The organism is Microbacterium ureisolvens (genome assembly GCF_019511645.1).
GTDB lineage: Bacteria > Actinomycetota > Actinomycetes > Actinomycetales > Microbacteriaceae > Microbacterium > Microbacterium ureisolvens_A.
In genome coordinates this window covers 832,219-854,407 of record NZ_JAEUAX010000001.1, presented here as the reverse complement: position 1 = coordinate 854,407, position 22,189 = coordinate 832,219, and the positions used below count along the sequence as shown (strand labels likewise).

Annotated in this window: 19 protein-coding genes and 1 tRNA gene; 10 read left to right on the top strand and 10 right to left on the bottom strand. The window is 70.8% G+C overall.

Annotated features, from left to right (window positions below):
• Position 1: 1 nt before the first annotated feature.
• The 5 genes from der (at position 2) to JNB61_RS04065 (ending at position 4,944) form a co-directional block, all read left to right on the top strand.
• Positions 2-1,537: a ribosome biogenesis GTPase Der gene (gene der / locus JNB61_RS04085; protein ID WP_159844852.1), complete on the top strand. Its 1,536-nt coding sequence runs from the start codon at positions 2-4 to the stop codon at positions 1,535-1,537.
• Between the two features lie 82 nt (positions 1,538-1,619).
• Positions 1,620-2,522: an NUDIX domain-containing protein gene (locus tag JNB61_RS04080; protein WP_220338802.1), complete on the top strand. Its 903-nt coding sequence runs from the start codon at positions 1,620-1,622 to the stop codon at positions 2,520-2,522.
• A 123-nt stretch (positions 2,523-2,645) separates the two neighbouring features.
• Positions 2,646-4,268, top strand: a complete 1,623-nt coding sequence (locus JNB61_RS04075) for a LuxR family transcriptional regulator (RefSeq protein WP_220292419.1) — start codon at positions 2,646-2,648, stop codon at positions 4,266-4,268.
• Positions 4,269-4,369: 101 nt separating this feature from the next.
• A complete protein-coding gene (locus JNB61_RS20440) occupies positions 4,370-4,786 on the top strand; it encodes a hypothetical protein (protein WP_308291197.1) in 417 nt (138 codons plus the stop codon).
• Positions 4,783-4,944 carry a hypothetical protein gene (locus tag JNB61_RS04065; protein ID WP_220338801.1) on the top strand — a complete coding sequence of 54 codons (162 nt, stop codon included), beginning with the start codon at positions 4,783-4,785 and terminating at the stop codon, positions 4,942-4,944. The genes JNB61_RS20440 and JNB61_RS04065 overlap by 4 nt, the downstream gene beginning before the upstream one ends.
• A 45-nt stretch (positions 4,945-4,989) precedes the next feature.
• Here the strand turns inward: JNB61_RS04065 and JNB61_RS04060 are convergent, their stop codons facing one another.
• Complete coding sequence (locus JNB61_RS04060) at positions 4,990-5,373, bottom strand: RNA-binding S4 domain-containing protein (RefSeq protein ID WP_220338800.1); 384 nt, start codon at positions 5,371-5,373, stop codon at positions 4,990-4,992.
• Positions 5,370-6,047 carry a lysoplasmalogenase gene (locus JNB61_RS04055; RefSeq protein WP_220338799.1) on the bottom strand — a complete coding sequence of 226 codons (678 nt, stop codon included), beginning with the start codon at positions 6,045-6,047 and terminating at the stop codon, positions 5,370-5,372. The genes JNB61_RS04060 and JNB61_RS04055 overlap by 4 nt, the downstream gene beginning before the upstream one ends.
• Before the next feature lie 37 nt (positions 6,048-6,084).
• Here JNB61_RS04055 and JNB61_RS04050 point away from each other — a divergent pair, with 37 nt between their 5' ends.
• Complete coding sequence (locus JNB61_RS04050) at positions 6,085-7,263, top strand: low temperature requirement protein A (protein WP_220292413.1); 1,179 nt, start codon at positions 6,085-6,087, stop codon at positions 7,261-7,263.
• A gap of 43 nt (positions 7,264-7,306) precedes the next feature.
• Here the strand turns inward: JNB61_RS04050 and JNB61_RS04045 are convergent, their stop codons facing one another.
• Positions 7,307-7,894 (bottom strand): GNAT family N-acetyltransferase, encoded by a 588-nt coding sequence (locus JNB61_RS04045; RefSeq protein WP_159844837.1) that lies wholly within the window; start codon positions 7,892-7,894, stop codon positions 7,307-7,309.
• A gap of 133 nt (positions 7,895-8,027) precedes the next feature.
• Here JNB61_RS04045 and JNB61_RS04040 point away from each other — a divergent pair.
• Positions 8,028-8,104 (top strand) — tRNA-Pro (locus JNB61_RS04040).
• A 69-nt stretch (positions 8,105-8,173) separates the two neighbouring features.
• Here JNB61_RS04040 and panD read toward each other — a convergent pair.
• Complete coding sequence (gene panD, locus JNB61_RS04035) at positions 8,174-8,560, bottom strand: aspartate 1-decarboxylase (protein ID WP_220292412.1); 387 nt, start codon at positions 8,558-8,560, stop codon at positions 8,174-8,176.
• A gap of 99 nt (positions 8,561-8,659) precedes the next feature.
• Between panD and JNB61_RS04030 the strand changes: the two genes are divergently transcribed.
• Genes JNB61_RS04030 through JNB61_RS04020 form a run of 3 tightly spaced genes read left to right on the top strand, consistent with a single transcriptional unit; the run spans position 8,660 to position 14,197 of the window.
• Positions 8,660-10,132: a DUF3375 domain-containing protein gene (locus tag JNB61_RS04030; protein WP_159844831.1), complete on the top strand. Its 1,473-nt coding sequence runs from the start codon at positions 8,660-8,662 to the stop codon at positions 10,130-10,132.
• Positions 10,125-10,850 (top strand): DUF4194 domain-containing protein, encoded by a 726-nt coding sequence (locus JNB61_RS04025; RefSeq protein ID WP_220338798.1) that lies wholly within the window; start codon positions 10,125-10,127, stop codon positions 10,848-10,850. The genes JNB61_RS04030 and JNB61_RS04025 overlap by 8 nt, the downstream gene beginning before the upstream one ends.
• Positions 10,847-14,197, top strand: a complete 3,351-nt coding sequence (locus JNB61_RS04020; protein WP_220338797.1) for an ATP-binding protein — start codon at positions 10,847-10,849, stop codon at positions 14,195-14,197. Before JNB61_RS04025 ends, JNB61_RS04020 begins: the two co-directional genes overlap by 4 nt.
• A 3-nt stretch (positions 14,198-14,200) precedes the next feature.
• Here JNB61_RS04020 and JNB61_RS04015 read toward each other — a convergent pair whose 3' ends face one another.
• Genes JNB61_RS04015 through JNB61_RS03990 form a run of 6 tightly spaced genes read right to left on the bottom strand, consistent with a single transcriptional unit; the run spans position 14,201 to position 22,096 of the window.
• Positions 14,201-14,806 carry a GNAT family N-acetyltransferase gene (locus JNB61_RS04015; RefSeq protein WP_220338796.1) on the bottom strand — a complete coding sequence of 202 codons (606 nt, stop codon included), beginning with the start codon at positions 14,804-14,806 and terminating at the stop codon, positions 14,201-14,203.
• Positions 14,803-16,905 (bottom strand): penicillin acylase family protein, encoded by a 2,103-nt coding sequence (locus JNB61_RS04010; protein ID WP_220338795.1) that lies wholly within the window; start codon positions 16,903-16,905, stop codon positions 14,803-14,805. The genes JNB61_RS04015 and JNB61_RS04010 overlap by 4 nt, the downstream gene beginning before the upstream one ends.
• A gap of 4 nt (positions 16,906-16,909) precedes the next feature.
• A complete protein-coding gene (locus JNB61_RS04005) occupies positions 16,910-18,697 on the bottom strand; it encodes an IucA/IucC family protein (RefSeq protein WP_220338794.1) in 1,788 nt (595 codons plus the stop codon).
• A complete protein-coding gene (locus JNB61_RS04000; RefSeq protein WP_220338793.1) occupies positions 18,694-19,299 on the bottom strand; it encodes a GNAT family N-acetyltransferase in 606 nt (201 codons plus the stop codon). Before JNB61_RS04000 ends, JNB61_RS04005 begins: the two co-directional genes overlap by 4 nt.
• Entirely contained in the window at positions 19,296-20,615 is a 1,320-nt protein-coding gene (locus JNB61_RS03995) for a lysine N(6)-hydroxylase/L-ornithine N(5)-oxygenase family protein (RefSeq protein ID WP_220338792.1), read from the bottom strand. Before JNB61_RS03995 ends, JNB61_RS04000 begins: the two co-directional genes overlap by 4 nt.
• Entirely contained in the window at positions 20,612-22,096 is a 1,485-nt protein-coding gene (locus JNB61_RS03990; protein ID WP_223214569.1) for a pyridoxal phosphate-dependent decarboxylase family protein, read from the bottom strand. The genes JNB61_RS03995 and JNB61_RS03990 overlap by 4 nt, the downstream gene beginning before the upstream one ends.
• Between the last annotated feature and the right edge of the window lie 93 nt (positions 22,097-22,189).

Genomic DNA, 22,189 nt, shown 5'->3' with positions numbered 1-22,189 from the left:
GATGGCTGATGACAACACCGAGTTCGACGAGTTCGAGCCCGGCGATGACCACCTCGCCGAGAACCTCGCGGACCTCGACGACGAGCTCGCCGAGCAGCGGGCCGTCGCGCTGCGCGTCGGCCTCGACGACTACCACCTCGACGACGAGGACGCGGCGCTGCTCGCGGGCATCGCCCTGGGCGAGGACGGCATCGAGTTCCTCCCGGCGCTGCCCGTCGTCGCGATCGTCGGCCGCCCCAACGTCGGAAAGTCCGCGCTCGTGAACCGCATCCTCGGCCGCCGCGAGGCTGTCGTCGAGGACACGCCGGGAGTCACGCGCGACCGCGTGACGTACAAGGCCGAGTGGATGGACCGCCGCTTCACGCTCGTCGACACCGGCGGGTGGGAGCCCGACGCGCGCGGCATCGACCGCTCGGTCGCGGCGCAGGCCGAGGTCGCGATCGACCTGTCGGACGTCGTGCTGTTCGTCGTCGACGCGATGGTCGGCGCCACCGCCACCGACGAGCACGTCGTGCGCCTGCTGCGCAAGGCCAACAAGCCCGTCTTCCTCGTCGCGAACAAGATCGACGACGCCCGCCAGGAGCCCGAGGCCGCGGCCCTGTGGAACCTCGGTCTCGACCAGCCGTGGCCGGTGTCCGCCATCCACGGCCGCGGTGTCGCCGACCTCCTCGACGAGGTCGTGAAGGTGCTGCCCGACGTGTCGGCGGTGGCCAAGGCCGAGGTCGGAGGTCCGCGCCGCGTCGCGATCCTCGGGCGCCCGAACGTCGGCAAGTCGTCGCTCCTCAACAAGGCCGCAGGTGAGGAGCGCGTGGTCGTCAACGAGCTCGCCGGCACCACCCGCGACCCCGTCGACGAGATCGTGGAGCTCGGCGGCAAACTGTGGCGCTTCGTCGACACCGCCGGCATCCGTCGCCGTGTGCATCTGCAGCAGGGCGCCGACTTCTACGCCTCGCTGCGCACGTCTGCCGCGCTCGAGAAGGCCGAGGTCGCGATCGTCGTCATCGACGTGACCCAGCCGATCAGCGTGCAGGACCTCAACATCATCGATCTCGTCCTGGAGTCCGGTCGTGCGCTCGTCATCGCGTACAACAAGTGGGACCGGCTCAACGACGACGACATGGACGGCCAGGACCGCCGCCGCTACCTCGAGCGCGAGATCGAGCAGGACCTCGCCCACGTCGCGTGGGCGCCCCGCGTCAACATCTCGGCCCGCACCGGGCGCCACCTCGACAAGCTCGTCCCGGCGCTCGAGACGGCGCTCGATTCGTGGGATCAGCGCATCCCGACGGGCAAGTTCAACGCGTTCCTGACCGAGCTGATCGCAGAGCACCCCCACCCGCTGCGCGGCGGCAAGCAGCCGCGCATCCTGTTCGGCACGCAGGCCTCGACGCGGCCGCCGACCTTCGTGCTGTTCACGACGGGCTTTCTCGACCCGGGCTACCGCCGGTTCATCCAGCGGCGCCTCCGCGAACTGTACGGCTTCGAGGGCTCGCCGATCGTGATCAACATGCGCGTGCGCGAGCGCCGTCAGCGCTGATCGCGCGGGACGGATGCTGCGACCCCCGGTCACGCGGGGTCATCGCGGCCGCGCCGGCGACGGGGTGTGACAGGCTGGCAGGATGACGATCGAGCCTCCCGCCCCGGGCGAGCCCCGGCGTCCGCACGGACCCCGCGACCCGGGCGACGCGTGGGTCGTGGCGCCGACGGGGGAGCGGTACTGGGGGCGGTTCGGGGCTGCCGGTCTGCTCGCCGTCGACGCCACGCGGGGCGTGCTGCTGCAGCACCGCGTGTCGTGGAGCCACTTCGGCGACACCTGGGCGCTTCCCGGGGGTGCGCGTCACGAGGGCGAAACGGCCTGTGACGGGGCCCTCCGCGAGGCCGCAGAGGAGGCAGGCGTGCCGGTTGCGGCGGTGCAGCCTCGCGTGCTGAGCGTCTTCGATCTCGGCTATTGGAGTTACACCACGGTCGTGGGCGACGTGGTGGTCCCGTTCGAGCCCACGATCAGCGATCCCGAGAGTCGCGAGCTCGCATGGGTTCCCGTCGACGAGGTCACGCAGTATCCGCTTCACCCGGGTTTCGCCGCGTCGTGGGAACAGCTGCGCGGCCTGCTCGGCGTGCAGCCCGCGGTCGTCGTCGACGTCGCGAACGTCATGGGTTCGGTGCCCGACGGCTGGTGGCGCGATCGCGCGGGCGCGGCATCCCGCCTGGTCGCACGCATCTCCGACCTCGCCGCGCGCGGCGTGCCGGCGCCCGCCCTGGATCTGCCCGAGCAGACCTGGTACCCCCGGTGGACCGCGGTCGTCGAGGGGCAGGCGCGCGGCGTGGAGAGCGCGCCGCGAGTCGGGGTGGTACGGGCCGAGGCATCCGGTGACGACGCGATCCTGATGGCTGCCCGGGGAGAGGTCGCGGCAGGGCGCCGGGTGACGGTGGTCACGAGCGACCGCGCGCTTTCCGACCGGGTGACGGATGCCGGCGCCGCCGTCCGCGGAACGCGCTGGCTGCTCGGTCTGCTCGAGGGCTGACGGCGCAGCGACGGCGCGCGTCGCACCTCCTTGCGGGGCCGGCCGGATCGGCGGTACCGTTCCGGCAACATTCGAGGGGCACCGGCGCCGGCCGAGTCGGCGTGCGTCCGAGGCGGGAGGGGCATGATCTCCTCGAGCGACCTCGACGCGGGCCGAACGGCGGTGGCCGAGCGGCGGTGGGCCGACGCGTGCGAGCTGCTCGCCCGCGTGGAGGCGCGCGACGGCCTCCGGGCTTCAGATCTGGAGCTGCTGGCCACGGCGGCGCTCCTCCGCGGCGAAGCGCGGGCCTGCATCGAGGCGCTTTCGAGGGCCTACTCGGCGCATCTGGGTGCGGGAGACAACGCGGGCGCCGCGCGCTCGGCGGGATGGCTCGCGCTGAACCTGATCGAACAAGGGGACTTCACCAACAGCGTGCTGTGGGCGGCGCGCGCGATGCGGATCGTCGGCGCGATGGCGCAGCCCGGCGCACTGGGCGGATTCGTCCGGATGGCACCCGCCGTCGGTCAGCTCGGCAGCGGGAACCCCACCGAGGCGGCACACGCGTTCGAGGAGATCCTCGAGATCGCGCAGCGCGAGGGGGACCGCGAGCTGGAGGTGTTCACCAGATTCGGCTGGGGCAAGTCCCTCATCGAGTCCGGTTCCGTCGCCGAGGGTTTCCGCCAACTGGATCAGGCGATCGCTGCAGTCGCCGCGGGGGAAGTCGCTCCGCTTCCGACCGGCGTCATCCTGTGCGGCGCCGTCTCCGACGCCGTGCTGGCCTTCGACCTGGACCGTACGACCGCTTGGACCGCGGAATTGGGGCGATGGTGCGCCGAGCAGCCGCAGCTCATCGCGTTCAGCGGACAAAGGCATGCCATCGAGGCCGGGCTCCTGCTCGTCCGCGGGGCGTGGCCCGAGGCAGCGACCGCGGTCGAGTTCGCGCTCGCGCGCTTCCGGGCCGGTGACTACCGAGCGATCTGGGGCGCGCCCTACCAGCACGCGGAGCTCTCCCGGCTGCGCGGCGCGTTCCACTCCGCCGAGGAGTCGTACCGGCGTGCCGGCGAATCCGGATGGGAACCGCAGCCGGGCCTGTCGCTGCTGCATCTCGCGCTCGGGCGCACGCAGCGCGCGCAAGACGAGATCCGCCGCAGCGTCGCGGGCGCCGACACGATCACGCGGCGGTTCCTGCTGCCTGCCGTCGTCGAGATCGAGGTGGCTGCGGGAGATCACGGAGCCGCCCGTCGTGCCGTCGACGAGCTGCGAGAGGGCAGCAGGGCCGCCACCACGCCGATGCTCGATGCCGCCATCGCCGCTGCGGACGCGCGGGTGCTGCTCGCGGAGGGACGGACGGCGGACGCGCTGGACACGGCGCGCGTCGCGGCCCGAGCATGGGACGCCGTCGGCGCACCGTACGAAGGTGCGCGCGCTCGCGTTCTCGCGGGCCGCGCCCTGCACGCGATCGATGAAGTGGAGGAGGCGCGCGTGCAGTTCGACGCTGCCCGCGCCGTGTTCCTCGCGCTCGGCGCGGAACCTGCGGTGGCCGAGCTCGCCCTGGTGATCGGCCACCGTCGCGGGGGCGTGCTCACCCCCCGCGAGCTGGAGGTTCTGCGACTCGTGTCTACGGGCCTCACCAACCGCGGGATCGGCGTGAAGCTCTCCCTCAGCGAGAAGACGGTCGCGCGTCACCTCGCCAACATCTTCGGCAAGCTGGGCATCTCGACCCGAGCGGCCGCGACAGCGTACGCCTATGAGAACGGCCTGGTGTGATCGCCGGGCGCTTCTGCACAGAATGACCCAGGCGGGTAATCCGTCGAAGATGCGCTCTTCGCCCGACGCGGCCGACGCGGGCCGCCGCTTAGCGTGTGGGCATGGACATCCCGCTGATCGCCGGCACGGTCTCGACCGTCGTGTTCGCGGTCAGCAACCTGCCGATGCTCGGCAAGGCGCTGCGCACGCGTGACGTCTCGTCGTACAGCCTGCCGAGCATCGTGATGATCAACGCGGCGAATGCGGTCTACTCGCTCTACGTGTTCAGTCTTCCCCTGGGGCCGATCTGGGCGCTGCACACCTTCTACCTGACCTCGTGCGCCATCATGCTCGTGCTGTGCCTCGCTGAGCGGCGAGCGGCGCTGCGATCCGGCCGCAGCGACCACCCTCACCTCGCGAGGCTGACAGACGTTCGCCTGAGGGGGCGAGCGCGTTTGTCAAGCGGGCTCCGCAACGCTGACGCGCGGCTTACTGTCGCCCCGACAGACGCTCGTATCGACGGGGGGAGCGACCGATGACCGGGAAGACGCAGGAACCGAAGCCGGACGACGAGGGCACTGCGAAGCCGGGAGGCCTGGGGCCTGACGGGACCATCCCCAACGACCCCGGCGGCGTAGCCGCCGGCCACACAGGAGAGCCGTCGACATTCGAACCCGAAGAGGACGAGCAGGCCTGAACCGCTGTCTGCCGCCGCCCTGGCGATGGCTGCCGTGTTGGGCGTTCACTGGTCGTCGCGGCCCCGCAGGCGGTCGATCTCGCGCCGTTCGCGCTTGGTGGGACGGCCCGCGCCCCGATCGCGTTGCGCGATGACCGGAGCGGGGTCGCGCGGGGGCGTGTGATCCTCCATGGCGGTCGCCACGAGCGCGGCTCCGACCCGCTTCGAGATCGGCTCGCGCACGACGAGCATGCGATCGAACCCGTCGATGCGGACCCGCACCTCGTCGCCGGGTTTCACGCTCTGCGCGGCCTTCGCCCGCTCGCCGTTGACGCGCACGTGCCCGGCGCGGCATGCGGTCGTCGCGGCGGAGCGCGTCTTGTAGATGCGGATCGCCCAGAGCCACGCGTCGACCCTGACCGACCGGACAGCGGCCGCGGCATCCGTCATCGCGTGGCCACCGTCGTCTGCGCGACGTTCCGTGCCCGCACGCTCACCAGCACGCCGGCGGCGATGAGTCCCTGCCCGAGGCAGTACGTCAGCATGACGAGCGGGCTCGTCCAATCGGGCATCGCGTCAGGCGTGAACAGGCGGAACGCCAGCACAGAGTCCGATGTGAGGAAGAACACGCCGCCCCAGACGATCAGTGGGTGGCAGCGCGATGCTGCGAAGGCGGTGCCGCCGAGCACGAGACCGTAGATCGCCACCGCGATGGCGAGCCCGCCGAGGTTCGGCCAGAGCACCGCAAGGAGCACCAGCCACCACACCGCGTACACCGCGGCCCAGATCGGGGCGCGGCGCACGGCCAGCATCCGCCAGAAGAGCCAGATGTAGCAGAGGTGGGCGAGTCCGAAGAACAGCAGCATCATGGGCACGGTCGGCATCCACGGAATGAACGTTCCGGCGCCGTCACCCACCCACGAGAGCCCGATCGCGACCACGAGCAGGGTGTGGGCGGGCGTCCATCGGGACCCTCGCACGCCCCACGCCACCGCGAGGGCGAGCAGCGGCATGAGCGCGAGCTTCGTGGGCGCGGCCACGGCGTCGGAGCCGACGGCGAGCGCCGCGACGTGCACGACCGACACCGCGACGTAGGGCACGAACACGATCCAGAGCCGACGCATGATCCTCCTCGATACGCAGGGCAACCATAATCGTCGCATGACCGATGTGCTGGCTCGGATGGGCCTCGTCCGGATGTCCGCGCGCGACACGGAGGCCTCCTACCGTGTGTCGACGCCGCTGGAGCTGCTGTTCGACCTCGTGTTCGTGGTCGCGGTGTCGCAGGCGTCTCAGAACCTGCATCACCTCATCAGCGAGGACCACGTCGGCCAGGGAGTGCTCGCCTACCTCATGGTGTTCTTCGCGATCTGGTGGGCGTGGATGAACTTCACGTGGTTCGCCTCCGCATTCGACACCGACGACTGGCTGTACCGCGTGCTCACGATCGTGCAGATGGGCGGCGTGCTGGTTCTCGCCGCGGGCGTGCACGACGCGATGGTGGAGTTCGACTTCCTCGTGGTGACGTGGGGCTACGTCATCATGCGGTTGGCCCTGGTGGCGCAGTGGCTGCGGGCCGCAGCATCCGATCCCGAGTCCCGTCGCACCGCGCTGCGCATGGCTCTCGGGGTGACGGTGGTGCAGGTGCTGTGGGTGGCGCGCATCTACCTGCTGGACGAGACGGCGCAGTTCTGGACCTTCTTCGCGCTCGTGGCGCTCGAGCTGCTGGTGCCGGTCTGGGGCGAGGCCTCCGGTCGCACGGCCTGGCACCCGCACCACATCGCCGAGCGTTACGGCCTGTTCACTCTGCTGCTGCTCGGTGAGAGCCTGCTCGCCTCGGCGAATGCGATCATCGACGCGCTCGGCGAGGGCGAGCACGTCTCGGAGCTCGTGACGCTTGCGATCTCGGGCATCGTCGTCACCGCCGGCATCTGGTGGGTGTACTTCTCCCGCGAGCAGCACCATCGGCTCGAGGGCAGGAAGTCGGCCTTCCGGTTCGGCTACCTGCACTACGTGATCTTCGCTGCGGTCGGCGCGGTGTCGGCGGGGGTGGAGGTCGAGATCGACGAGATCACCGGGCACACCGAGATCTCGCCCGTGATCGCCGGCCTCGCCTTGACGCTGCCGATCGCCATCGTGGTGGCGGCATCGTGGCTGGTGCTGCTGCGGGCGTCGCTGTCGCGCTGGGCGTCGGCGGCCGTGCTCGCCGGCGCGGTGCTGATCGCACTGGCGGGTCTGCTGCCCGCGGGGGAGTACGTCGTGGCCGCCGCGCTGCTCGTGGGCGTCGTCGTGGTGCTCGAGGTCGATCGCGTTCGCCGGGAGTCGGCACCGCTGCATTGACACAACGGATGCTGCGCCCTCGGGGTTCGCCCGAGGGGCGGGGTCAGCCCGCGAGGTCGAGCGACATGATCGCCAGGTGCGGCTTGGGGCGGGCGACCTCACGGAACCCCGCCTCCTGGAACGTCGAGACCACACCGTGGAAGAGCTCGTTCGAGGGGATCTTCCGGCCGGCGTCGGGGTCGAGCGGGTACGCCTCGATCACGCGCGCTCCGCTTTCCCGCGCGTACATGATCGCGGCGTCGAGCAGCCTCGCGTTGAGACCTTGGTTGCGATGCTCTCTGCGCACGACGAAGCAGCTCACCGCCCACACCGACGCGTCGTCCCACGCCTCTTCCGACGCGCCGGTGAAGTTGCGCGTGCGGCCGAGGCGAACCTGCTTCGTGCGTGGGCCGATCCGCACCCAGCCGGCTGCCTCGCCGTCGACGTAGGCGATCAAGGCAGGGGGCGGCCCGGCGTCGACCTCGTCGCGCAGGAGCTGCTGACGCTGCTCCAGCGACGTCTTCTGCCACTCGGCGTTCGTCATCATCCACCACTGGCACTGGCAGCTGCGACCGTCCCCGCCGCCGCTGAGGGCGTGCTGCGCGTCGTCGAAGCGATCTGCGGTGGCCGGCTCGATGGTGATGTGCGCCATGTCGGCGACGCTAACGCCCCCTACCGACACCGGCAAGCGATCGACGGATGCCACGCCCGGGCGTCCGTCGGTTCGCGAGGCCTCCGCAGAGCGGGTAGGATGGGGGAGTTGTCCGCGCGCAAGCGGGGGCTAACGGGATGTGGCGCAGCTTGGTAGCGCACTTGACTGGGGGTCAAGGGGTCGCAGGTTCAAATCCTGTCATCCCGACCAGAAAGTCCCGGAAACCGAACGGTTTCCGGGACTTCGTCGGTTGTGGGGCGCTCTGCCCGCGGACGTCGGTCAGCCCGCGGCCGTCAGCACGCGTGCCACGCTGTTCGCCCGCGCACCGGGCGTCGACTCGTCGATGTTGATCACGACGGGCCGGTGGTCGCGCACCTCTTCGCGCTCGTACTCGGCGTACGACATGACGATCACGACGTCGCCGGTGTGGACCAGGCGCGCAGCGGCGCCGTTGATCTGCATCACGCCCGTGCCGCGCTCGCCGGCGATCGTGTAGGTCTCGAAGCGGGCGCCGTTGTTCACGTCGACGACATGGACCTGCTCGTGCTCGACGATGTCGGCGAGGTCCAGGAGGTCGGCGTCGATCGTGATGGACCCGACGTAGTTCAGGTCGCTGCCGGTGACGGTGGCGCGGTGGATCTTGGACTTGAGCAGGGTGCGACGCAAGTGATACTCCGAGGGGATAGTGGATCGAGTCCAATAATATGGCCCGCCTGCATCACCCCGAATCGTGGTCGCACGCCCGCCCCGGGTAGTCTGGAGGCGATGGGGAACACTCGTGCCGAGGCGGCATATCTGCGCTCACTCGCGGCGTTCCGGACCCCCACCCTCGACCTGCTGCACGGTCGCTACGCGCCCTTCGTGGTCGCGGCTCTCTCGATCGTGTTCACGGTCGATCGCCCGTCAGTCGAGATCTCCGACGCCCACGCCGAGGTCGCCGAGATCCTCGACGAGCTGCGAGCGGCGGGCTACGACGAGGGCGAGCGCGCACTCCCGGTCGGCACCGCCCGCGAGATCTGCCGCTATTGGGTGCGGGTCGGATGGCTCGTGCCGCAGATCGACGGCGACACCGAGGTGTACCGCCTCACCGCGCACGCGGTCGGCGCGCTCGAGATCACCGGGCGCACCGCCGGCGGACGGACCCGGGTCTCCAACTCGCGGGTGCGAACGCTGCTCGAGGCGGTCGAGCGGCTCTCGGATCACGCCGAGACCGATCCCGCCGTGCGGATGTCCCGCCTGATCCAGGAGCGCGACGCGCTCGATGCCGAGATCGCGCGTCTGGAGCTCGGGGAGCCGGAGCCGATCGACGACGAGCAGCTCCTGGAGGAGGCCGAGAACGTCCTGCATCTTGCGCGAGAGCTGCCGGCGGACTTCACCCGCGTGGCCGAGTCCATCAAGGCGATGCAGCGCGATGTCGTCGCGGATCTGCGTCGGGACGTCCGTCCGACCGGCGAGGTGCTGCGCGAGTACCTGCAGCGCGGGCAGCACGTCATGCAATCCACCGCCGAGGGCCGCGCGTTCGCGGGGGCGCTGCGCCTGATCGGCGATCCGGAGCGGATCGACAGCCTCACCGAGCAGCTGCACACGCTGCTCGCGCAGCCGTTCACGCGTCTCATGGACAGCGAGCAGCGCAAGGAGCTGGATGCCATCGGCCGCCGCGTCGAGCTCGGCGTCGAGGAGGTCCTCACGGCGCAGCGCCGTGCCTCGCGGGTCATCACCGGACAGGTCCGCACCCACGACCCGATCCGAGATCGGCAGGTCGACGATCTGCTGCGAGACGTCATGGCGGGCTTGCAGGCATGGACCCGCAGCTCGTCCTCCGACGCGCCTGTCGAACCGCTGCGGAGCCTTCCGATGGCAGACATCGGGCACCTGCGCCAGTCGGTGAGCGACATCCGTCCCCCCGGCGCGCCCGCTCCGCTGACCGCCTCGGCCGACGACGCGGAATTCACGGATGCCGACACCCGCGCTTGGGGTGGCCCCCGGTACGCCGAGCTCGAGGCCTATGTCGCCGGGCTCGGCGAGGAGTTCGATCTGGGCGACGCGTTCCAGGGGGCGGACGATGAAGCCCGACGCCCGGTCGATCTCGTGGGACTCCTCGAGATCGCGCACCGAAACGGCATGACCGAGGGCGACGAGGTCTCGGTCGTCGAAGCCCTGCGCCCCGACGGCACGACGCGACGTTTCGCGTTCGGGTCCGTGACCGCCCGCACCGCGAAGGAGCACGACGATGACTGAGACCGTCACCCAGAGCGATCTCGACGCCCGCGATCTCGACGCCGGCGATGTCGGAGCGAGTGAGGCGTTCATCGCTCCGGCCGCGATGGAGGACGACCTCGAGGAGCTCTTCCCCGGCGACCGGGGCGTGCTCGACCAGGCCGTGAGGCGCGTCCTCGTACACCTGCTCCAGCGGCGGTACGTGCTCGCGGACCGCAACCGCGATGAGTGGACCGTGCTGCTGGACAACCAGCAGCTCGTCGAGTCGCGCCTCAACGACCTGTTCGTGCGCCTGGTCATCGACCATGACCGCGGCGTGGCGTACAAACAGCAGGTGCGCTCCGACGAGTTCGAGATGCCGATCCTGCTTCGGGATGCCGCGTACACGCGCTCCGAGACGCTCGTGCTCGTGCACCTGCGCACCGTCTACCAGCGCGAGTCGGCGGCGGGCGAGCCGGCGGCACGCGTCGACGTCGAAGACGTGGAGCAGACGGTCATGAGCTACTTCGTGGACGCCGACGGCGACACCGCCCGCCGCCAACGGTCGATCCGCAAGGCGATGGACCGTCTCGCGCGGGACGGGATCGTCGACGAGGAGACCACCGGCCGGTTCCGCATCAGCCCCCTCGTCGAGATCGTGCTGAGCGCGGAGAAACTGCGCGAGCTGGGGGACTGGCTGCGCACGCAGGGTCCGCTCCCCGATCTCGAAGACCCCGAACTCGAGGAGGCTGCCCTGTGACGATGCTCGACACGCTGTTCGGGCTCATCCCCGCGGCATCGCGCGGCCAGCAGTGGCTCGCCGAGGATCTGCAGCTCGTCAACTGGGGCGGCTACGACGGCGCGCACCGGGTGCGTTTCTCGCCTGAGGCGACACTCCTGTGCGGTGGGTCGGGTTCGGGCAAGTCGACACTGATGGACGCGTACATCGCGCTCATGATGCCTCACACGACGCCGTTCAACGGCGCATCCAACGGGGCAGTGACGGGGCGTCCGCGCGGCGACGAGCAGCGCAACATCCTGTCGTACGGTCGCGGGAAGCTCGACGAATCGCGCACCGAGGACGGCACGAAGATGCGCGTGCTCCGTGGTGACGGTGAAGACACCTGGACGGCCGTCGCCATGACGTGGATCGACCACGACGGCTCGCGGTTCACCGCGGTGCGCGCGTGGTACATCCCGGCCGGCGCCCGCGTGCTCGAAGACACGGTGCGCGTCCGCGCGACGACGGACCGTGCGTTCGACCTGAGCTCGCTCGAGCATGCGGCGGTGCTGCGGCTCTCCGATCTCTCGATCAAGAACGCCGGCCTCGAACCTGTCGGGACCGATCGCGAGTTCTCGGCGCGGCTGCATGCGGTGCTCGGGATCGGCGCGTCGGGGGCGGGAGCCAAGGCGATGAGCCTGCTCGCCCGCATCCAGGCCGGTCAGCAGATCACGACCGTCGACGACCTCTACAAGCGCCTCGTGCTGGAAGAGCCCGAGACGATGACCACCGCCGACGCCGTCGTCGCACACTTCGACGGACTCGAGAGCACGCGCACACGCATGCTGACGGCCCGTCAGCAGGTGGGCGCGCTCGAGCCGATCCACGAGCTGCGCGAGAAGATCGCGGCAGCGGGGGAGCGTGTGAGACTCATCGACGAGCTCGGCGAGTTCTCCGACCCCGCGTCGCTCGCGACCCTCTGGCGCGCGGACCGGCGTCTGGGCCTCCTCCGCGACGTCGAGACGGAGCTGCGTGACCGCAAGAATGCGGCCGACACCTCGCTGCGTGAGAACCGCGCGCTCGCCGAGGCCGCCGAGGCGGAGCGCGACGGGCTGGTCGAGGTGCTGCGCCTGTCGGGAGGCGACCGCCTGGAGACCGCGCAGCGCGAGCTGCGCGAGGTCGAGCGTCGGCTGACCGCGACGCAGGGCCGGCGGGCGGCGCTCGAGGCGGACCTGCGAGCGATCGGCGAGGAGGCGACCACGCACGCGGAGTTCACCGCGCTCGTGGAGCGCGCCCGAGAGACGTTCGCCGACCGCGACGCCAAGGGCGGCGCCCGGGCGGAGTACGCGGAGGCGATCTCGGCCGAGAAGGGCATCGCGCGCGAGATCGCCGAGCTCGAGGCGGAGATGCGACGGGCGACCGGACTGCAGGGCAACATCCCGCGGGCCCTTCACGAATCGCGCGAGCTCGTGGCCCACGCGGCAGGCATCGAGCTGGAGGATCTGCCGTTCGTCGGCGAGCTCATCGAGGTGCGCACCGAGTTCGAGCCCTGGCGGGAGGCCTTCAACCTCGCGCTGGGCGGATTCGCGACGACGCTGCTCATCGACGTGGAGCATCTCGGGCGGTTCCGCACGGCGATCGACTCGGTGCGCACGCCCGTGCGGCTGCGGTACGAGGGGGTGCACACCGGGCTCGACGAGGTGGATCTGCACGACACGAGCACGCTCCCCGGCCGACTCGACTATCAGAGCACGCCATTCACCGGGTGGCTGCAGGAGCGCCTCGGTGACCGCTTCGGCTTCGTGTGCGTCGACTCCGCGCGCGACCTGTCTCGCCACCGCATGGCTCTGACGCTCACCGGCCAGATCTCGCAGGGAAGTCGTGGTGCGCACGGCGGCCACGGCCGTGAGAACGTGCTCGGATTCTCCAACGACCGGCGACTTGCCGACCTCGCCCGGCAGCTCGACGAGGCCCGAGCCCGGCTCGCACGCGCAGCGGAGGAGCGGAAGCGGGCCGATGCCGCGCTCGATGCGGTCGACGAGCGCATGGCGGTGTATGCCAAGATCCGCGATCTGACCTGGGAGCAGGTCGACGTCGCGTCCGTCACGGCAGAGCGGGACAGGTGGCTCGCCGTCCAGGGCGACGTGACGGCATCCAATCCCGAGATCGCCCGCGTGCAGGGGCAGATCGCCGCCGCCAAGGGCAAGGCGGCGCGCTTGCGCGAGGAGATCGCGCGCACCACGGTCGAGCGCGAGCAGATCGAGTCGCAGTGGAGCGACGTCATCGACGACGTCGACTCTGATCAGACAGTGGTCGACGCCGCCGAGGACGCGGGACGGATGCTGAGCCCCGAGCAGATCGCGTTCCTCGATGACCGATTCCGCCTGGCCGAGACGACCCGTCCGGAAAGCGCATCGGACGCGCTGGCGCGTTTCGTCGCCGCGCTCACGACCGCGGCGCAGCGACTGGCAGACGATCGGCGGGCAGCGGTGGACTCGCTGGAACAGCAGCGCGACAGCGTCCGGCGCATCATGGTGAGCTTCCTCGAGCGGTGGCCCAACCCGAATCTGCTGCCCGACCCCGACGAGTCGATCGACGACTTCGAGCGCATCCTGGAGGCCCTGCGGACGAGCGGGCTGCACGAGCTCGAGGCCGAGTGGCGCGACAGCCTTCTCAAGCTCTCGGGCAACGACCTCACCAACCTGGACTCGACGCTGAGCCGGTCGATCCGTGAGATCCGCGATCGCATCACGCCGATCAACGAGATCATGCAGGATCTGCCCTTCTACGACGATGACCATCGCCTGCAGATCACCACGCGCGAGAACCAGTCCGAGCCGCGCCGGCGCTTCCGCCGCGAGCTGCGCGAGGTCCGTGCGCTCATCGAGGCCGCGTCGACCGACGACGAGCGCGAGCAGGCGTACCGCCGAATGTCGCGCCTCATCGGCCACATGCGGCGTTCCGCCCCCGACTTCGCGGATCTCATCGACGTGCGCAACCACGTACGGGTGAGCGCGGAGCGTGTCGATGCCGCGACCAAGCAGCACGTGGCGCTCTACGATCACATCGGCGAGAAGTCCGGCGGCGAGTCGCAGGAGCTCATCGCGTTCATCGTGGGAGCCGCCCTGCGCTATCAGCTCGGCGACGCGGGCGCCGCGCGCCCGCGCTACGCGCCGGTGTTCATGGACGAGGCGCTGATCAAGGCGGACGCCCACTTCACGAAGCGTGCGATCGGCGCCTGGCGGGGCCTCGGGTTCCAGCTGGTGATCGGCGCGCCGAACGACAAGTACAGCGCCATCGAGCCGCACGTCGACGTCGAGTACGACATCCTCAAAGACACTCGCGGCCGCTCGTGGGCCAAGCCGAAGGTCGGCCTGCGCAGCTGATCGCTAGGTTCGGGCGCGGCCCGACTCCCATGCGTCGCGCGTGAGGAACGCGAGCTGCCCCGACTTGCCGGGCAGCTCGACCTGCGGGCCGAGGGTGAACCCAGAGAGGCGGGCACGCGCGACCGCGCGGTCGTTGCCGACGTCGGGCTCGATCACGATGCGCTCGACCGCGGGTTGTGCGAACAGGAACCCCATGATGACGTGTGCCACGCGGGTCGTGAATCCGCGGACGGGTGCGCCGCGGTCGCCGAGAAGGAAGTGAATGCCGACATCCCCCGCCTGTGCGTCGTACGCCTCGCCAAGCGGGTCGCTCTCCGGCGCGTACGTCTGCAGCAGCACGATCGGAAGGCCGTCGCGCCGGATGAGGAACGCGTGGTGGGTGGCGAGGCCGTCCACGTAGACGTAGAGGTCGCCCAGCTCCTGACGCGTCAGCTCGCCGAGTCCCCAGAACCGGGCGGTCGGCGCCGTCACCCAGCGATGGATGACGTCGAGGTCGGAGATCGGGTTCAGGACCGCGATCTCGATACGCCCGAGGACGGGGTCGTCGGCCGCGTGCACCACGGTGCCGGCGGCCCCGCTCACGAGGCGGTCTGTGGTCGAGGTGGTCACGCGGCTCCTGTCGGTGCGTCGGGACGCAGGCGGATCCAGTCGGTCACGACCCGGGCGGGCCGGACCTCGGACCAGCCCGCGAGCTGGTCGGCGAAGTGCGGTGAGCCGGGGTCGCCAGCGGCGCCGAACGGCACGCTCCAGAGGCTGTTCTCCCGGTCGGCGAGGTCCCACGCCCATCGTGCGACCGAGCCGCGCCACGACCGGGCGGTGACACCGGGTGTCGAGCCCGTGCACCGCACCGCGTCGCCGTCGCCCGACAGCGGCACGTCGAGGCCCGAGCCCGGATCGACCGCGCCGGGCACCTCGGCGAGGACATGCGCGGGAATCAGGCGATGCGTCGTGCCCCATTCGCCCGCGCCCGCGGCGTCCTCGAGCGCGGACACCGCCAGTGCGCCGACGTCTTCACGCAACGCGGGGTGCGCGAGCAGCCGCGGCAGCGCCGCAGCGACCTGCCCGGTGACGCCGAGCCACGGGTCGAAGATCGCACCGAATCCGTGCGCCGTGTGCAGCGGGCGCAGCACCGCGTGCGCGGCCACCCGCCGCACGAGTGCGGCGCGCCATGCCGCGAACATGCCGGCGGCGACGGACGCCGCGTCCATCCGTCCGTCCCATCCCACGAGCGCATCACGCACCCGCGCCGCTCGAGCCGGTAGCGGCCCGCGCGGCACGAATCGCGACAACGAAGCCGCTGAACCGCTCGCCGTGTCGCCCCAGATGGGCGCGAACTCGTCCACCGATCCGGGTCGCAGCTGCGCGAGGAGCACGCGGATGCGATCGGCCCGGTGCGGCGAGGAGTACGCCCATCCGAGGTCGATGCCGGTTCGAGCGGGTCGTTCGTTCGCATCGACGGCCACATCGGCCACCTCGAGTGGGCGCGCGCCCGCTCGATCCGTCGCGACCTGCACCGACTCGGAGCGCAGCGGCAGCCGCCGCTCGGCGCGCGGGCGATCCGGCGTCACCCCGACCGTCGCCGACAGCACCGTGCCCTCGCGGTCTGCGGCGACCACGCGGTTCACCGGGTCGACCCACCGCGCGAACGCCGCCATCACCCCGCCGGCCGTTCGCGCTCGCAACAGACCGAGCAGCGCACCGGCGCCCAGGTCGGCGTTCGCGCGGGCGGGCATCCGGACGCTCCACCCGACCAGCTCCTCGCCGTCGGGTCGCAGCTCGGTCACCACCGTGCCCCGTTCCGTCTCGAGGGCCTCGACGTCGACGGCATCGCCGCCGCGCACCCGGACCACCGAACGCTCGACGTCGACGCCGCGCCAGCCGTCCGGCCCGAGCGCCTCATAGCCACTCGGGACCGGGCGCAGCCGCTCGCGGAACACGTCCACGCTGTGCGCCATCGCGTTCGTGACGCCCCACGCCGCGTCGCCGGCGTGCCCGAAGTGCACGGCTCCCGGCACGCCGGGGAAGGCGAGCCCCACGACGTCGAACTCGTCGCACGACAGCCGTATCTGCTGATACACGCCCGGCAGCTCGAAGATGCGGTGCGGGTCGCCCGCGAGCAGCGGCAGCCCGCTCGCCGTCCGCGAGCCGTGCAACGCCCACGCGTTGCTGCCCGACGTCGGCAGCGTCTCGTCGCCGCCGTCGCCGTACCCCGCGAACACGTCGACCCACCCGTCGCCGAGCGTCGCGGCGACGTGCTCGCGCCACAGCAGCATCGGGAACGTCGAGAACAGCGCGTGCGCCACGTGCAGAACGCCGAGCGGATCGTGGTCGGCCCACGGCGCCAGCGGTCGCGCGTCGCCGAAGACGTCGTCGAGCACCTGGAACTCGGTCGCACCCGCGCCGACGGCGGCCATCCCGCGCCGCACGCCGGCGGCGTAGCGGGTGACGAATGCGCGGGTCTCGGCATCCGTTGTCTCCAAGGCCCGACGCGCGGTGTCGTCGAGACGGGCGCGCCTTGCGAAGACGTCCCACGGCACGGCGGCCACGCCGATCAGCTCCGACAGCCGCCCCGATGCGCGGAGCCGGTCGACCTCGATCTGCCAGCCGCGGTCGCGCGCCGTCACCTCTCCCTGCGCCTCGGCGAGGTCCCCGACGTCCCTCGCGCGGAGGTGGGGGATGCCGAGGTCGTCGCGATAGACCTCTGCCATGGCGTCAGACTCCCACGGGCTCCGGCGCCCCGGCCGACCCCACGCGGGACCGAGCGACGGGATTCGGCAGCGTGCCCGCGTACATCAGCGACGCCGACTGGTTCGCGAGGTCGACCATCTGCAGTGTATTGCGCAGCTGCAGGCGGTTCAGGCACGAGTGCGCGAACGCGTCGGCGCGCAGATCCACACGGGAGTCGAGGGACGGATGCTGCGCCTCGTGCTCGTCGATGATCTCGGCGGCGATCCGCCAGAACACGCTCTCGGGCAGCGTCCCGTCGATGTGCAGGATGCCCGCGAGATGGCGCAGCACGCCGTCGAACACATCGGTGAAGATCGCGAGCGCCTTCTCTTCGTCGTCGACCGGCGACACGATGCGGCCCACGTCCGCCGGCACGTCGCGGTCGGCGAGCAGTGCGACCTCCTCGCCGATGTCTTTCATGAAGACCCCGGCGGGCACGTGCTCGTCGAGGATGAGGATGAGGTTCTCGCCGTGGGGCATGAACGCAAGGTCGTGCGCGAGCAGGCAGTGCACGAGCGGCCGGAGGTACACACGAAGATACGCGCGCAACCATGTCGTCGCCTCGATCCCCGACGCGTGCACGAGCGAGGTCGCGTACGAGCGCCCGCGCGCATCGCGGTGCAGCAGTGATGCCATGGTCGCGAGCCGCTCGCCGGGTGCGATCAGCGGCACCGGGCTCTCGCGCCAGAGCGCGGCGAGCATCTTGCGGTGCGCCGACGGCGTCGGCGTCCGGTGATAGGGGTCGCCCGTGTAGCCGATCGACGCGCGCTCGCGCAGAACGCGGAACCCCGAGTCGCGCAGTGTCTCATCGCCGGCCACGAGGTCGGCGACCCAGTCGTTGATGGCGGGTGTCACCCGCATGTACGCCGGCGACAGCCCGCGCAGGAACCCCATGTTCTGCACCGCCAGGGCGGTCTTCACGTAGTGCCGGTCTGGATGCGTCGCATTGAACATCGTCCGCACCGACTGCTGTGCGCGGTATTCATCGTCGCTCTCGCCGATCAGCACGAGGTCGCGGCGCGCGACGTCGGGCGCGAACGTGATCGCGATGCGGTTCTCCCACTGCCACGGGTGCACCGGGAGCAGGTGGAACTCGGCGGGGTCCTCGCCGAGTTCGGTCAGGCGCTCCGCGAAACGCGCACGCTCTGCGGGGGAGAGCTCGCCGGAGAGGAGGGATGCCTCGTCCAGGCCCATGCCCAGGGCGAGCTGCGAGTGCGACCGCCGCGCCGCCAGCCACACCATCCGGAACGGGCGACCGGCCTCGGGGGAGTAGGCAGCGTGTGCCGAGACGCCGAAGCCGATACGTCCGTTGTTCGCGACGAACCCGGGGTGTCCCTCGGTCATGGCCGACTCGATCGTCTGGAAGTCGGCGGCGAGCAGCTCGTCGGCCGACGGGCCGCCCTGGGCGACCTTGAACGCCGCGCTCGCCAGGGTGGACGCGATCTCCTCGAGGTAGATCGGCAGGAGCTGATCGGAGAGGCCGAGCACCGGCTGCAGCTCGAGGATGAACGCCTGCGCGTCGAGCGCGGCGGGCTCGCCGGCCACGAGCCGGCAGAGACTCGTCTCGTCGACGACCCAGTGCTCGAGCTCGGTGCGGACCGCGTCGAACCGGTACTGCACGTCGGAGTCCGGGGCGGTGACGCGCCAGCCTCCTACGAGGGGTTCAGGCGCGAGCAGCCGTTCGTGGCTGAACTCGGCGATCGCCTTGGCCACCAGGTGGCGCTGGGCGTCGGCGAGATGCGCGGGGGTGAGGTGGGCTGCGGGGGCGGTCATTCGGAGATTCCTGTTCGTGCGAATTCGGGTGCGGGTGCGGTTTCGCGGGCGGCGACGGCGGCGAGTTCGGAGCGGGCGTAGTCGTCGCGCGTGCACACCGACAGCACCGCGGTCTTGGTGCGCTCGCCCTCGTCGATCGAGACCTCGCGGAGCTCGGTGAATCCCGCGCGGACGTTCTTGCGCCGGATGCGGAGGTTGCGGGCATCGGGTTCGACCACCACGCGCCGCGCGCCGAGTCCGTCGAAGCACCACGCCATCACGGTGGCGAAGACGACGTCGGTGAGGCCATGGCGGGGCTCGCCCTCGGGGGGTGCGATGAGCACGTGCATGCCGAGATCACCGGGAAGAGGATCATGGATGCCGCGCAGCAGCACCTGCGCCGGGTCGTACGTCTCGGCGAAGAAGGTCGGAACGGCGTCGACCAGGCCGAGCCAGGCATCCTGATCCGGGTCCGCCACGACGCCGGCGAGGTACTCGCGCACCTCGTCGGCGCTGAGCCCTCCCATTCCCCAGAACGCGGCGTGCGGGTCGGCGAGCCACCGCTGCAGGACGCGGGCGTCGCGCTGCGGGTCGGCCGCGACGATCGAGGTGACCGGCGTCATCGGGCTGCCCCGACCGTCGCCGCCGTGGGCACGTCGGCGGGCACGCCGAAGTCCTGGAAGGCGATGCGGCGTTCGATCGGATAGACCTCGCGGCCGGTGATCGACGCGAGGATCGTCGAGTTGCGCCACGCGCCGAAGCCGAGGTCGGGCGCGGTGAGGCCGTGCGTGTGCTCCTCGCCGTTCTGCACGAACACGCGGCCGTGGCCGCGGTCGACGCTGTAGTCGCGGGCCACCGCGAGGCGGCCGAGCACATCGTGGTCGAGGCGGTCGGCGATCGGCGCGAGCAGCGGGGGCGTCTGGGCGGCGTAGCCGGTCGCGAGCACGAGGGACGCGGTCTCCCGCACGTGCTCGCGGTCGAGCTGGGCATGGCGCAGCTGCAGCCGGTAGCGAGAGCCGTCCCACTCGGCGGACGTCACCTCGGTGTCGGTCAGCAGCGTCGTCGGCACGGGGCCGTCGGCGCTCAGCCGGTAGAGGGTGTCGTAGATGTCGTCGATGAGGTCGGCCGAGATGCCCTTGTACAGGCTCCGCTGCTCGCGGCCGAGGTGCTGACGGATGCCGATCGGCAGCGCGTGGAAGTGATCGGTGTACTCCGGAGAGGTCATCTCGAGCGTCAGCTTGGTGTATTCCATCGGGAAGAACCGCGGCGATCGCGTGATCCAGTCGAGCCGGTAGCCGTCCTCCCGTGCACCCTCCAGCAGATCGCGGTAGATCTCCGCGGCCGACTGGCCACTGCCGACCACCGTGATGGAGTCCGATGCACGGAGCGCGTCGCGCTGGTCGAGATACTCGGAGCTGTGGATCGCGGGGCCGTCGAGTCCGCGGAGCGTGGGCGGGATGACCGGCTGCGTGCCGACGCCGAGAACGAGGTGCCGCGTGCGCAGCTCGCTCTCCTCGCCGGTGTCGGTGCGCATGGCCCGCACGACATACGTGTCGTCGGCCGGGTCGTGGTCGACGGCGATCACCTCGTGGTTCCAGCGCAGGTTCGGCAGCTGCCCGGCCGCCCACCGGCAGTACGCGTCGTACTCGGTGCGCAGCGCGTAGAAGCTCTCGCGGATGTAGAACGGATAGAGGCGCCCGGTCTGCTTCAGCCAGTTCACGAACGAGAACCGCGAGGTCGGGTCGGCCATCGTGACGAGGTCGGCGAGGAACGGCACCTGGATGGTGGCGCCTTCGATCATCATGCCGTGGTGCCAGCGGAACCCGTCGGCGCGGTCGAGGAACACCGCGTCGAGCCCGGTGGGCTCGGTCAGGCACGCCAGCCCCAGGTTGAACGGGCCGATACCCACACCGACGACGTCGTGCACGTGCGCGCTCATGCGGACGCCTCCGCGAGGGCCTGGTCGAGATCGGGCGCGATGCCGGCGAGAGTGGTGGCGGCATCCTTCACCATCGCGAGGACGCGACGGATGTCGTCGAGCGTGGTCTCGGGGTTGAGCAGGGTCAGCTTCAGGCATGGTCGTCCGTCGATCACGGTCTTCGCGACGAGTGCCCGGCCCGACTCGAACAGCACGCGCCGCACGCCTGCCACGAGGGTGTCGCTCGAGGCCTCGTCCACGCCCTCGGGTCGCACCCGGAACAGCACGGTGCTCAGCTGCGTGCGGCCGACGAGCTCGAACTCGGGATCCGCCCTGATCTCGTCGCCGACGGTTTCGGCGAGGTCGATGACCGTGTCGAACATCGCGCCGATGTGGTCGGGCCCGAGCGCGCGCAGCGTGACCCACAGCTTCAGCGCGTCGAAGCGGCGCGTGGTCTGCAGAGACACGTCGACCTGGTTGGGTTCGTCGTTCTCGAGCGGGTTGAGGTAGTCCGCGTGCCAGGCGCCCGCCGCCAGATCGTGCGGCTCGCGCACCAGGATCGCGCTCGACGACACCGGCTGGAAGAAGCTCTTGTGGAAGTCGATCGTCAGCGACCGAGCACGCTCCACGCCCGCGAGCAGGTGCCGGCGACGCGCCGAGACCAGGAGCCCGCAGCCGTAGGCGGCGTCCACGTGCAGCCACACCCCGTGCTCGTCGCAGACGTCGGCGATGGCGTCCACCGGGTCGATCACGCCGCGGTCGGTCGTGCCGGCAGTCGCCACGACAGCCATCGGGAGGCGACCCGATGCGGCGACCTCGCGAATCGCGTTCGCCAGGGCAGCGGCATCCATCCGTCCCTCACCGTCGTCGGCCACCTCGACGACCGCGTCGTCGGCGAGCCCCAGCAGCAGCGCGGACTTGCCGACGCTGAAGTGGCTCGAAGCTGTCGCGAAGACCACGAGCCGGGAGAGCGCGCGCGGCCGCGGCAGCGAAGTCGCCGCGAGGGTCGCCTCTCGGGCCAGCAGGAGCGCATGGAGATTGGACTGCGTGCCGCCCGAAGTGAAGACGCCGCTGCCGCGGGTGAAGCCGACGCGGCTCGCGGCCCAGTCGATGAGCCGTCTTTCGATGAGAGTGCCGATGGCCGACTGGTCGTACGTGTCGACCGACGTGTTGACGGCCGCGAGCACGGTCTCGGCCGCGACCGCGGGCAGGGCGACCGGGCAGTTGAGGTGTGCGGTGTATGCGGGGTGGTGGAACCACACCGCGTGCTCGAGGAACATCTCATCCATCTCGCGGACGGCCTGCGAGGATCCCACGCCGTCGCCATCGAGGTGAACGCCGTCCACCAACCGCTGCAGTTCGGCGCGGGAGGCGCCTGAGAACGGCTGCGTCGTCGTCTCGAACCGGTCGGCGACACGAGCGGAGGTCTGGGCGATGAGCGAGCGGTAGGTGTCGGAGGTGGAACGAGTGAGCAGGTCGAGCACGGCGGAGAGCTCCTTCAATTAGGGTTGCCTTGCCTAACTAAGTCGATCTCGAGGTGCATGTCAATGTGCGGGTGTCACAGTCCTCCGAACGTTCTTGGACCGCAGTCAAGA

Bases quoted from the DNA above. Each gene is read 5' to 3' on its own strand.
- der (WP_159844852.1), top strand. From the start codon at position 2: ATGGCTGATGACAACACCGAGTTCGACGAGTTCGAGCCCGGCGATGAC.
- JNB61_RS04080 (WP_220338802.1), top strand. From the start codon at position 1,620: ATGACGATCGAGCCTCCCGCCCCGGGCGAGCCCCGGCGTCCGCACGGA.
- JNB61_RS04075 (WP_220292419.1), top strand. From the start codon at position 2,646: ATGATCTCCTCGAGCGACCTCGACGCGGGCCGAACGGCGGTGGCCGAG.
- JNB61_RS20440 (WP_308291197.1), top strand. From the start codon at position 4,370: ATGGACATCCCGCTGATCGCCGGCACGGTCTCGACCGTCGTGTTCGCG.
- JNB61_RS04065 (WP_220338801.1), top strand. From the start codon at position 4,783: ATGACCGGGAAGACGCAGGAACCGAAGCCGGACGACGAGGGCACTGCG.
- JNB61_RS04060 (WP_220338800.1), bottom strand. From the start codon at position 5,373: ATGACGGATGCCGCGGCCGCTGTCCGGTCGGTCAGGGTCGACGCGTGG.
- JNB61_RS04055 (WP_220338799.1), bottom strand. From the start codon at position 6,047: ATGCGTCGGCTCTGGATCGTGTTCGTGCCCTACGTCGCGGTGTCGGTC.
- JNB61_RS04050 (WP_220292413.1), top strand. From the start codon at position 6,085: ATGACCGATGTGCTGGCTCGGATGGGCCTCGTCCGGATGTCCGCGCGC.
- JNB61_RS04045 (WP_159844837.1), bottom strand. From the start codon at position 7,894: ATGGCGCACATCACCATCGAGCCGGCCACCGCAGATCGCTTCGACGAC.
- JNB61_RS04030 (WP_159844831.1), top strand. From the start codon at position 8,660: ATGGGGAACACTCGTGCCGAGGCGGCATATCTGCGCTCACTCGCGGCG.
- JNB61_RS04025 (WP_220338798.1), top strand. From the start codon at position 10,125: ATGACTGAGACCGTCACCCAGAGCGATCTCGACGCCCGCGATCTCGAC.
- JNB61_RS04010 (WP_220338795.1), bottom strand. From the start codon at position 16,905: ATGGCAGAGGTCTATCGCGACGACCTCGGCATCCCCCACCTCCGCGCG.
- JNB61_RS04005 (WP_220338794.1), bottom strand. From the start codon at position 18,697: ATGACCGCCCCCGCAGCCCACCTCACCCCCGCGCATCTCGCCGACGCC.
- JNB61_RS04000 (WP_220338793.1), bottom strand. From the start codon at position 19,299: ATGACGCCGGTCACCTCGATCGTCGCGGCCGACCCGCAGCGCGACGCC.
- JNB61_RS03995 (WP_220338792.1), bottom strand. From the start codon at position 20,615: ATGAGCGCGCACGTGCACGACGTCGTCGGTGTGGGTATCGGCCCGTTC.